Source organism: Megasphaera hominis (assembly GCF_014269395.1).
Classification (GTDB): domain Bacteria; phylum Bacillota; class Negativicutes; order Veillonellales; family Megasphaeraceae; genus Megasphaera; species Megasphaera hominis.
The window spans coordinates 97,379-108,542 of record NZ_JACOGK010000004.1 but is presented as its reverse complement, the minus strand read 5'-3'; the positions used below and the strand labels follow the sequence as shown (position 1 = coordinate 108,542).

Below are 11,164 nucleotides of genomic sequence, written 5' to 3'. Positions count from 1 at the left end.
TGCAATGATTGAAGATTACATTGGCTATTACAATACTAAGCGTTTACAGAGAAAACTGGGTGTAGTAACCCCGATGGAAAAGCACAATAACTATTACGTGGCAGCATAAAAACTGCCACCGGATATCGGTGGCAGAATAAGTACATGTTTTATTTTTTGCTCTGTCTACTTGACGGGGAGCGGTTCAAGGTGGAACGGGCTCTTATCCGTATAGGTAACGCGCAGCTATCAAAAGAGATCTTTCTTCCAGAGCATGTAGATGGCGATGCACGAACAAAGAATCGCCAGGCCGATGACGATGGGAAACCCCAAGGGACTGTCGGCCAGCGGTACCGGGACGTTCATGCCCCAGAGGCTGAAGAGATTGGTCGGTACGGCCAGAATAATCGTAATAGAGGCCAAAAATTTCATGACAATACTCAGGTTATTGGAAATGATGGAAGCAAATGTATCGGACGTACTCATGAGAATATTGGAATACATTTCAACCATTTCAATAGCCTGTTTATTTTCGATAATGACGTCTTCCAGGAGGTCTTCGTCTTCTTCGTACATCTTTAACAGGTGATGCAGGGACGTATTGCGGCGCAGGCGCATGAGCTTTTCCATAACCGTGCCGTTACTGCGCAGGGCCGATGTGAAATAGGTCAAGGATTTCTGTAACTCCAGGAGGAGAAAGAATTCCTTGTTTTGCATGGAATGGCGCAGGTCCTGTTCAATATCGTCTGTGCGGTGATTGATCTGCTGCAAATAGCGCAGGAAGAGCGTGGCCGTACGATAGAGGATCTGAAAGAGGAAGCGCGTCTTCTTAAAGGTATAGAAAAGAGGGTATTTATTTTCCGTAAACGTCCGCATGACTTCTGTTTCCTGGATGCAGAGCGTAATGATAAAATCAGGCGTAATGAAAATGCCAAGAGGCAGTGTGTCGTAGCTGTCCGTTTCCATAATAATAGGAATATTAATAACGACGAAAATGTATTCGTCTTCCAGTTCCACGTGGGAACGTTCTTCCGTATCCAGTGAGGTTTTTAATACATCTGTGGGGATTTCCGTAACCATGGAAACGAGCTGTAAATCTTCGGCGCTAGGATTTACGACGTGAATCCACGATCCCTTCTCTGCAGAAGCCAGGGAAATATCGTCATCGAGGTGACCATTGTTGTGCTTATAAACCTGAATCATGGCGGCAGCCCTCTTTCCTGGTGTGATGGGTAAGAATAAAGTCCAAAGTACAATATAATCATAAATAGGGAGTAAGTCAAGGGAAAACAGGAAATTCCCTGTCATAGGTATGTAAAATTTACCTCCAGGCCGCTTTCTCGCTCATTTCCTGGCAGAGAGAGGGGAAGTTTGCTATAATAATAGCTATCAGCGTGAAGTGAGGAGTGTTAGCCAGCATGATTGCAATCATTATCAACGGCGTTACGGCGTCTTTAGGCGCCCTGTTGGGGTTTTTCCTCAAACGGGGCATTTCAGAAAAATATACGAAGGCCATTTTCGGCGTCATTTCCTTATGTGTTGCCATTATGGGCGTCCAAAGCGCCGTGCAAAGCCAGAATTTGCTCCTCGTCCTGGCGAGCCTCATCGTCGGCACTCTTTTGGGGACGATCATCGGTATTGAAGACCGCATGCAGCAGTTTGGTGAGTTTTTGAAACGGCGCATGCAGCGGCCAGGTGAAGACAACACCTTTGTCAAAGGCTTTGTCACCTTGTCGGTCATGCAGGTCGTCGGCGCCCTCGCTATTCTCGGCCCCATTCAGGCCGCCCTGGGCAGCAATGACCTTCTCTACTTTAAGAGTGTCCTCGACTTTACGTCGGCCTTCATTTTCGGTACCATTTACGGTCTGGGCGTCGTTCCCGTCGGCCTGGTCAACCTGGTCTATGAAGCCTTTTTCTTTCTCTTGGCGAGTTTCTTTATGCCACTTATGACACCGGACGTTATCCGCGAGCTCAATGCGGTAGGCGGCGTTATGATCCTTGGTATTGCCCTTAATATGTTCCGCGTAACAGAATTAAAGGTAGCCGATTTTCTGCCGGCCCTGTTCATTCCTATTTTGTATTACCATCTTTTCGTCTGAAAAAGGCAGCCGTTTATACCGGGTATACCGGCGTAAACGGTTTTTTTATTTTTATGCCGCCGCCGGTCATGGTATGTCGCTCTGAAGTATGATATTATATGTATGTTATTATTGCTTGCACTATGTTCTCAAGCAGATAATAAATGGATGATGTAAAGGAATGCTGACAAAATATGCAGGTATTAAAAATGGAACTGCAGGGATTTAAATCCTTTGCAGACAGGACAACCTTGACCTTTGCCCATGGCATTACGGCCATTGTCGGCCCCAACGGGAGCGGCAAAAGTAATATTTCCGATGCCGTGCGCTGGGTTATGGGCGAACAGAATGTACGTCACCTGCGGGGACAAAAGTCGGAAGATATTATCTTTGCCGGCACGGAAAAGAGACGTCCCCAGGGGGCGGCAGAAGTATCCCTGTATTTTGACAACAGCCAGCACGAGCTGGACGTAGATTTTACGGAAGTAGTCATTACGCGGCGTATTTTCCGCTCCGGCGAGAGTGAATTTTTTATCAATAAACGGCCGTGCCGTTTAAAGGATATTCATTTGCTCTTTGCCGATACGGGGATCGGCCAGGATTCCATGGCCGTCATCAGTCAGAACCGGGTAGATGCTATTTTAAACAGTAAACCGGAAGAACGGCGTCTCATCTTTGAAGAAGCGGCCGGTATTAGCCGCTACAAAAGCCGTAAACAGGAAGGACTGCGAAAGATTGCCGAAACAGAGCATAATCTAGAACGCATTCACGATATGATGGGCGTCCTGGAAGAACAGCTCGTGCCGTTAAAAGCCCAGGCTGAACGGCTTACTGCCTTTAGGGCCCTCGACAGTGAACGCATTTCCTATGCGGGAACGCTGGCACTGCAGGAATTACGCAATGCCGAACGGCTCCTTTCTAAGGCAGAAAATAACCGCATTGCCGCTACCGGCGAGTACCGGGCCCTGTCACGGCAGACGGAAGCGACAGAAGCGGCTAAAAAAGAATTACTCGCTGTCATGGAACAGGAAAGTGCCGATCTGCGCCGCCTCGATGAAGAAACCCTGACCGTTCATAATGAACTGGATAGCATGAAAAGCCGTCAGGAAGCATTTGTGACACGCCAGGAAGAACTCCTTCGTTCGCACGTACAGCTGCAAGAAGAAGAAGCGGAAACGAAAAAGAAACAGGCCCATATTCAGGCCCAGCAGGAACAGAGCGTGCACGACCTGGCCCAGCGCCAGGCCGCCTGCGAAGCAGCCCGTCAGGGCTTTAACCTGACCCAGTCCGTCTTAGCCAAAGCGGAAGAGAAGGTTAGCCGCATGCAGGCTGCCTTGTCTCAGGTGCAGGCAGAAAACACGGAAAAGGCCCAGAACCTCTTCATCCTGAAACGAGAAATAGAAGACCTGCGGCGCCGTCTCGATGAAAACAGGCAGCGCGCAGAGGAATTGGAACGGCAGCAGACAGAAGAAACGGAAAAAGCAGCGCAGGCCCAAAGCCGCCAGCACGAAGGGGAAAGAAGCCTGTGTGAAGCACAGGAAAAACTGCAGACCTGGCAGGCCGAGCTGGAAGAGGTAATGCAAAAGCAGCAGCTCCAGAGCCGCGAAACGGCCCGGGCTGAGCAGGAATACCGTCAGCTCAAAGGCCAGGCGGCAGCCTTGCAGCAGCGTATTCACGTACTGGAAAGTATGGAACAGGAACACGAAGGCGCCGGCCTGGCAGCCAAGACGGTCCTCGAAGCACGGGCAACCTGGCAGGCCGATATTTGCGGTCTCGTAGGCGAGCTGTGTACCTTGCCGGCAGACTATGTGACGGCTATGGATATCGCCTTAGGCGGTGCATCCCGCTACATCGTCACGCGTACAGAAGAAACGGCCAAAGAAGCCATTGCCTACTTGCGCCAGCGGCGGGCTGGCCGGACGACCTTCCTGCCCCTCGATACGGTGAAAGAACGGCGGCGCACAGCCGATGAATTAGCAGCAGCCAAGGAAAAGGGAATCCTGGGCTTTGCCAGTGACCTCATTCAATACGATGCAGCATATGCCCGGATTTTTTCGTCCCTGTTGGGGAAAACTCTCGTAGCTGAAAGCCAGGCTGACGCGTCGCAAACGGCCCGTAAATACGGACACCGCCTGCGTATCGTCTGTCTTGATGGTACCCTGTTTAATGCCGGCGGTTCCCTTACCGGCGGCAGCAACAAGAACCGGGAAGGCTCCCTTCTCAGCCGGCGGGCGACGATCCAATCCCTGCAGACACAATGGCACGATACAGACCAGCGCTTGCAGGCCCTGACTAAGGAAGGCGAAGCCTTGCGCCAACAGCTTACGGACGCTGCCAGCCAGGCCGAAGCAGTGCGCAAAGCCGTACAAGAAGGGCAGCTGGCAGTACAGCAGCTGACGTGGCAACTGGAACAGGCAAAAACGGCAGTTGCCGAGGCCAGCCAGACCAGCAGTCAGGCCAGTCAGCAGCTGCAACACCTGTATGACAGCCGCTCGGAAATACAGGCAGCCTTATGGGCTAAGGAAGAAGAACTTACGACCCAGGCGGCACCGGTTGCGGCCGATACAGAAAAACTGGAAGCCGGCCTGAGCCAGGCCCAGGCAGAATTGGCAAGCTGCCGCCAGGCTCTGACGGAACGGCAGGTCGCCTTGGCGACGCTGCAGGAGCAGGTGCGGCATATACAGGCCCAGCAGCAACAGCAGCAGGACCTGGCCGACCAGGCTGCCGGCGAATGGCAGCGCCTCTCTGAGCGGCGCCACCAGCTGCAGCAGCGCCAGGCCGAAACAAAACAGCTCCTGCAGGAATTAGCAACGAATATAGCGGCAAAAGAGCAGGAAACGGCAGCGAAGGATCAGGAAAAGAAGGCCTTCTATGCTGCGCGGGAAGCCAATTTCCATAAAAACCAGGAACTGGATCAGCAACTGTCTTCCCTGCGGGCAGATCAGGAAAAGTGGAATCATCAGGTCCATGCAGCCGAAATGCAGGCAGAAAAGTACCGCAGTGAAATCTCCCGCAGTGAAGAACACCTGGCCCGCCAGGGCTTGACGCGGGAACAGGCGTTGGAACGGCGGCGCGAGGGATCCTTAAAGGAATTGACGGAGCACCTGGCCCGCCTACAGGAACAGATGGCCGCTTTAGGGCAGATCAATCCAAACGCCGATACAGACTACGAGCAGGCTGTAGCCAAGCAGCAGTTTTACCGTACCCAGTGTGATGACCTGCTGGAATCACGCAAACGCCTGCAGACGGTGGTAGCAGAAATTGATGACGCCATGAGCCAGCAGTTTACCCAGGCCTTTGGTGTCATTGGCGGTCATTTCCAGCGGATTTTCAGCCAGCTCTTTGGCGGCGGCAAGGCCCAGATCAGCCTTACCGATAAAAGCGACGTCCTCAACGCCGGTGTCGAAATTACGATTCAGCCGCCGGGCAAGAAGCAGCAGACACTGACCCTCCTTTCCGGCGGGGAACGGGCGCTTACGGTTATTGCCCTGCTCCTGGCCTTTCAGGCCTACCATCCGGCACCGTTTATTCTCTTTGACGAAGTCGACGCTGCCTTGGATGAAGCTAATGTCATCCGCATGGCCGATTATATGAAGAAATACAGTCAAACGACACAATTTATCGTCATTACCCACCGCCGCAAGACGATGGAAGCTGCCGATACACTGCAAGGTGTGACCATGGAAGAAAAGGGCATTTCACGCCTTTTGACGGTAAAAGTAGATGATGTAATGCAGAAAGGAAGTTAAGTATGGGATTTTTTTCGCGCTTGCGCAAGGGCCTGGAAAAGACGAAGGGCTCGCTCATTAAGAATATTGAAACGGTTGTACGGGGGTACGCCAAGATCGATGAAGATATGTACGATGACCTGGAAGCTGTTATGCTCACCGGGGACATGGGTGTAGAAACGACAGAATATCTCCTCGACCAGATCCGCACAGGTGTTAAATCGCGGCAGATCAAAGACGGCAACGACGTCGTGCCCTATTTGGAAAAGTGCATTGTCGAACTCCTCGAAGAAAATAACGAACCTGTACCGGATTGCACGGGTACGACGCGGGTTATTTTTATCGTTGGCGTCAACGGTGTAGGCAAGACGACGACCATTGGCAAATTAGCCAAATATTATAAAGAACAGGGCCAGTCGGTCATGGTTGCCGCTGGCGATACGTTCCGTGCCGCTGCGTCTGAACAGCTCACCATCTGGGCGGAACGGACAGGTGTACCTATCGTGAAGCATCAGGAAGGTGCCGACGCTGCGGCTGTCGTCTTCGATGCGACGGCGGCTGCCAAGGCCCGTCATATTGACGTTCTTCTCGTCGATACAGCCGGCCGTCTCCACGTCAAGGCCAACCTCATGGAAGAATTGCGCAAGATGGCCCGCGTCGCTGGCAAGAATATTGATGGTGCACCGCAGGAAACGCTCCTCGTCCTCGATGCGACGACCGGCCAGAACGCCGTCAGCCAGGCCAAGCTCTTTGGCGAAGTCGTACCCCTGACGGGCGTCGTCCTGACGAAGCTCGATGGCACGGCCAAGGGCGGTGTTATCCTGTCGGTCAAACGGACCTTGGGCGTACCGGTCCGCTGGGTCGGTGTCGGCGAAGGTGTCGATGATCTGCGGCCCTTTGATGCGGCCCAGTTTGCCGATGCTCTCTTTGACCGCAACGTTGAAGCCCATGAACAGGAAGAAGACTAAAAAAAACAGCCTGTTTCCGAGGAAACAGGCTGTCCTGCCTAAAGGGGCATTAATCCAAATAGGCGTCCGTAATCTTGGCGACGTAAATCGTATGTTCCGTATCGCCTGTGTACCATTTGTCTTTTAATTCCGGTGCCAAGGCGTCGACATCCATGAGACGTTCATAGAGGACTGTGCATTCAAGCTGCAAGAGGCCCTTGCCGTCGATGACCGGTGTCGTACCGGCTTTGGAAGCTTTGCATTTCAGGCCGGCAGCTGCGAATTTGTCCAGATCGCGGCCCGATTTTGTGCCGCACAGGGCAATAGCGTCTTTATAGGAATCATCAACCGGTACGGAAATGGTGAAGCTTTTGACCTGGTTCAGGTTTTCTTTGGTCAAACGGGTCTGACGGACCATGACCGTAACCGTCGGGATGGCCCACATGTAGCCTACGCTGCCCCAGCCGATAGTCATCGTATCGGATTTTTGGCCGTCACAGGTGGTGAGGAACGCCCCCTTGGCAATGCGGTCGGCAAAAATTTTTGCATATTCTTTGGCTTCTAACATACTAGGTACCTCCTAAATAGCTGTATAATATATAACATATATATATTATAACATAGATTGTAAAAGTCGAAATCAGTTTTATCAGTATAGGAAAGAAGGATTTATATGTATGTAGGCAATATTCAACAGTGGAAAGAAGACACGGCTATGGTGCCGTCGTTCTTACAGCCGTGGGTTGAAAAGCTGGCCGAACTGGCCCTGCTGCCGCCGGAAATTTTGACCACCGGCCGTCATGACCTGACCGGTCCCCATTATTTTAACGTCGATGAATCACAGACAGCGCCGGCTGCGGACCGGCCTATCGAAGCACACCGGCAGTATGTGGATATCCAGTTTCTCCTGGAAGGGGCCGAAGACATTGGCTGGCAGCCACTTTTTGACGCAGGCCAGGTCCAGTCGTCCCAGCCGGAAAAGGATCTTTGGTTTTACGACGGTTCGCCGGAAAAGGATGCAGTCATTCATATGACGCCCGGCACCTTTGCTATCTTTTCGCCGGCCGACGGCCATCGCACGCTCTGTGCACCGGACGGTACGGGTGCAGGTGTGCGCAAAATCATTATGAAAATACACGTGTAAAGGAGCCGCACCTATGGATGTATTACACGCAGCCGGACAGGCTCTCACCACACTGCGGGCCCGGCGGCCTCTTATTCATCAAATTACAAATGTCGTAACGGTCAACGATTGTGCCAATGCCACCTTGGCCATTGGCGCGTCACCGACCATGACCTGGGCTCCGGAAGAAGTAGAAGATATGGCCCGGGCCGCACAGGCTCTGGTGCTCAACTTAGGTACCCTCCAGCCGTGGACGCTGACGTCCATGCTGCGCGCCGGCAAGGCTGCCGCTAAGGCAGGCGTGCCGGTTGTCCTCGACCCTGTCGGTGCCGGCGGCACGGCGTACCGTACGGCAGCGGCACGGGAGCTCTTGCAGGAAATCCCGGTCAGTGTCATTCGTGGCAACCTTAGCGAAATAACCTGCCTCGTCCAGGGACGGAGCGGCATCAATCCCGGCGTAGATAACCACGCCAAAGGCCAGGTCACGGCAGCCCTGATTACCCAAATGGCCCAGGCCCTGGGGACGACTGTCGTCATTACCGGCGCCGTCGACGCTATGTCCGATGGGACCCAGTCCCTCCTTCTGGCAAATGGCACGCCCATGCTGACCTACGTGACCGGCACAGGCTGTATGACTACGTCGCTTATCGCGTCCTTTGCAGCCGTAACGTCGCCTTTTGTAGCGGCCGTGGGCGGTGTCCTTTCTATGGGCCTGGCCGGTGAACAGGCGGCCAGGAAGAGCCAGGGACCGGGCACCTTTCATCAGCAATTATTCGATTCGTTATATAGTTTGCAGGCTGACATGTATGCCAGCTTGGGAAAGGTTTGGCATAGCTATGAATGATCAGGCAATTCAATTAAAAAAACTCACCTTAACAGCTCTTTTTATCGCTCTTGGCGTCCTCTTGGCACCGTTCGTTTCCTTTCCGTTCGGCGGCGCCCGCGTCTTTCCCTTGCAGCACTTGATCAACGTGCTCCTGGCTGTGCTCTTGGGCTGGCGTTATTCGACGGCCGGCGCCTTTTGTATTTCGTCTATCCGTATAGCCATGGGCGTCGGTACGATCCTGGCCTATCCGGGCAGCATGATCGGTGCCTGCCTTTCGGGGATCCTCTATAAAAAGACCGGCTCCATTTGGGGTGCCGTCGTTGGTGAAATCATCGGCACAGGTGTCTTAGGCGGCCTCATCGCTTATCCGCTGGCAGCCTTCATCCTCGATTCCAAGGCCGTTGCTTTGTGGTTTTTTATCGTAGCTTTCCTGCCCAATACGTTCATCGGCTCCATTTGCGCCGCTGTGCTCTTAAAAATCCTGCCCCTGAAAAAACTGGCAGAAGATTTACTGAAACGATAAACAGTGTTTCCCGTCACGAATTTTGTTGTCAAAGCCCTATTTGCATTGACTAATGACGCCTGGTATATTAAACTATAAACTGGTACTGAGTTTTCGATTCTAGTTTTAATATAGGGGATGAAGATCAGGTGATGCTATGAGTAATGAATTAGTAGACGAGAAACGACAAACCGTGTCAGAACAACAGGAGACGCGCTGTACCATGCGCAAGCGGTCGCGTCAGGATATACGACAGGATATTCTGAACGCGACACTCGATGAAATTGAAGTACAAGGGCCTGATTTCCATATGGACGACCTGGCCCGCAAGATGTGTATCAGCAAGAGGACATTATACGAATATTTTTCATCAAAACAAGAAATCATCAAGGAAGCACTGATATCCATGATGGACGCCATTTATGACCGGCATTTGGAACTATTGCAGGATCCAAGCCTTTCGGCAGAAGAAAAGCTCGTCGGTTTTTTCAAAATCCGCACGCGTACGACAGGTGTATTTTCCATGCGCAGGGCCAATCAGATTTTTACCAAAATGCCTGAGATTTGTGCCGGCCTGGATGAATACTCCCAGCGGGACTGGAGCCTTTTGGAACGGCTCTTTCAAGAAGCCCAGACCAGTGAAGAGTTCCGGGAATTCGATCAGCAGCTGCTCATGCATATACTGCGCAGCGCATCCGATGGCGTCTTAGATTATGTGGAACAGACGAAGGATGATTTCTCTTACCCGGAATATATGGAAAAATGCATCCGTATCATTCTTTATGGAATAAAAAAAGACAGGGGGCTAGTATTGCATGATACAGAAACGTAAATTAGGGACATTAGGCATCGCCTTACTGACGGTGGTTGCCTTATTGGCCGGCTGTGGCTCACAAGAGGGGGCACAAAAGGCAGCCGTAAAGGTTAACACGTATAAGGTACAGGCAGAAGATATGCCCGTAGCTGCTGAATACAGCGGTACCGTAACGGCTACGGAAAAGGTGCCTGTACAGCCAAAGATTTCCGGCCGTGTCGTAGAAAAATATGTACAAGGCGGGCAGAACGTATCACAGGGACAGGCCCTGTTTCGTTTGGACAGCCGCCAATATGATGCAGCCTTGGCTCAGGCCAAGGCTACGCAGGCTCAGGCCGCTGCCAACCTGGCCAATCAGCAGCTCAATTTGCGCCGCTACCAGGAATTGGCCAGCCAGGATGCTATTTCCCAGCAGACCGTAACCGACCAGGCAGCTGCTACAGCGCAGCAGCAGGCCGTTCTCGAAGCGAACGCTGCACAAGTAGATGCAGCCCAGGATAACGTTGACGATACGATTGTATATGCGCCTTTTTCAGGTAAATTAAATGTCGACGATGTTCCTATCGGCACCTATGCTACAGCCGGCTCGACGGCACTGGTCACCATTTCCTCGACCAATCCGGTTTATGTAGAATTCTCCGTCAGTGAAGCAGAATATCTGCAGATGACCAAACAGGGGACCGGCAATATGCCTAATAACTGGGGCAGCCACCTCATGCTGCGCTTGAGCGATGGCACTATGTATCCCTATGAAGGCCACGTCACGCAGATCAACCACGGCATGGACGGCACGTCCGGCTCCATTATCGTCAAGGCTGTCTTCGACAACCCCGATAATGTCCTCATTCCGGGCCTCTATGCAACGGTCGTTTCTGATACGCAGGTACAGCGCAACGCCTTAGCCGTACCGCAGCGGGCTGTACAGCAGACACTTGGTAAATATTACATTACTGTCATCGACGGCAATGGCCAGGCCCAGACGAAGGAAGTCACACCGGGCCAGAAAGTCGGTAACTTCTGGATCATTACGAGCGGCCTCAACGATGGCGATACGATCATCGTCGATGGCTATCAGAAAGCCAAAGGAGCAACTCTCGATCAGAATTTGCTGACGAAAGCCGAACTCGAAAAGGATTCGACTGCTGCAACAACGACGTCTAAATAGAG

General features: G+C 52.3%; 11 protein-coding genes. 9 read left to right on the top strand and 2 right to left on the bottom strand.

Annotated elements, in window-relative coordinates; genetic code table 11:
* Nucleotides 1-4: 4 nt before the first annotated feature.
* Nucleotides 5-109: an IS3 family transposase gene (locus tag H8J70_RS12810; RefSeq protein WP_425489114.1), complete on the top strand. Its 105-nt coding sequence runs from the start codon at nt 5-7 to the stop codon at nt 107-109.
* Nucleotides 110-228: 119 nt separating this feature from the next.
* On the opposite strand, the gene H8J70_RS02355 is transcribed toward H8J70_RS12810, so the two are convergent.
* Complete coding sequence (locus tag H8J70_RS02355) at nt 229-1,182, bottom strand: magnesium transporter CorA family protein (RefSeq protein ID WP_186502250.1); 954 nt, start codon at nt 1,180-1,182, stop codon at nt 229-231.
* Nucleotides 1,183-1,397: 215 nt separating this feature from the next.
* On the opposite strand from H8J70_RS02355, the gene H8J70_RS02350 reads away from it, so the two are divergent.
* From H8J70_RS02350 to ftsY, 3 genes are all read left to right on the top strand, one after another.
* Nucleotides 1,398-2,078 (top strand): DUF554 domain-containing protein, encoded by a 681-nt coding sequence (locus H8J70_RS02350; protein WP_186502247.1) that lies wholly within the window; start codon nt 1,398-1,400, stop codon nt 2,076-2,078.
* Between the two features lie 173 nt (nt 2,079-2,251).
* A complete protein-coding gene (smc, locus tag H8J70_RS02345; protein ID WP_186502245.1) occupies nt 2,252-5,806 on the top strand; it encodes a chromosome segregation protein SMC in 3,555 nt (1,184 codons plus the stop codon).
* Nucleotides 5,807-5,808: 2 nt separating this feature from the next.
* Nucleotides 5,809-6,753 carry a signal recognition particle-docking protein FtsY gene (gene ftsY, locus H8J70_RS02340; protein WP_186502235.1) on the top strand — a complete coding sequence of 315 codons (945 nt, stop codon included), beginning with the start codon at nt 5,809-5,811 and terminating at the stop codon, nt 6,751-6,753.
* A 49-nt stretch (nt 6,754-6,802) separates the two neighbouring features.
* On the opposite strand, the gene H8J70_RS02335 is transcribed toward ftsY, so the two are convergent.
* A complete protein-coding gene (locus H8J70_RS02335) occupies nt 6,803-7,300 on the bottom strand; it encodes a flavin reductase family protein (protein WP_186502233.1) in 498 nt (165 codons plus the stop codon).
* A 105-nt stretch (nt 7,301-7,405) separates the two neighbouring features.
* Here H8J70_RS02335 and H8J70_RS02330 point away from each other — a divergent pair, with 105 nt between their 5' ends.
* The 5 genes from H8J70_RS02330 (at nt 7,406) to H8J70_RS02310 (ending at nt 11,162) form a co-directional block, all read left to right on the top strand.
* Nucleotides 7,406-7,876, top strand: a complete 471-nt coding sequence (locus tag H8J70_RS02330; protein ID WP_186502231.1) for a NanQ anomerase/TabA/YiaL family protein — start codon at nt 7,406-7,408, stop codon at nt 7,874-7,876.
* A gap of 13 nt (nt 7,877-7,889) precedes the next feature.
* Nucleotides 7,890-8,699, top strand: coding sequence for a hydroxyethylthiazole kinase (gene thiM, locus H8J70_RS02325; protein WP_186502229.1), 810 nt, complete (start codon nt 7,890-7,892; stop codon nt 8,697-8,699).
* The gene (gene thiW, locus H8J70_RS02320) at nt 8,692-9,204 is read left to right on the top strand and encodes an energy coupling factor transporter S component ThiW (protein ID WP_186502227.1); all 513 of its coding nucleotides are present in this window, start codon (nt 8,692-8,694) and stop codon (nt 9,202-9,204) included. The genes thiM and thiW overlap by 8 nt, the downstream gene beginning before the upstream one ends.
* Before the next feature lie 136 nt (nt 9,205-9,340).
* Nucleotides 9,341-10,015, top strand: coding sequence for a TetR/AcrR family transcriptional regulator (locus H8J70_RS02315; RefSeq protein WP_186502225.1), 675 nt, complete (start codon nt 9,341-9,343; stop codon nt 10,013-10,015).
* Complete coding sequence (locus H8J70_RS02310) at nt 9,999-11,162, top strand: efflux RND transporter periplasmic adaptor subunit (protein ID WP_186502223.1); 1,164 nt, start codon at nt 9,999-10,001, stop codon at nt 11,160-11,162. The genes H8J70_RS02315 and H8J70_RS02310 overlap by 17 nt, the downstream gene beginning before the upstream one ends.
* The last annotated feature ends 2 nt before the right edge of the window (nt 11,163-11,164 follow it).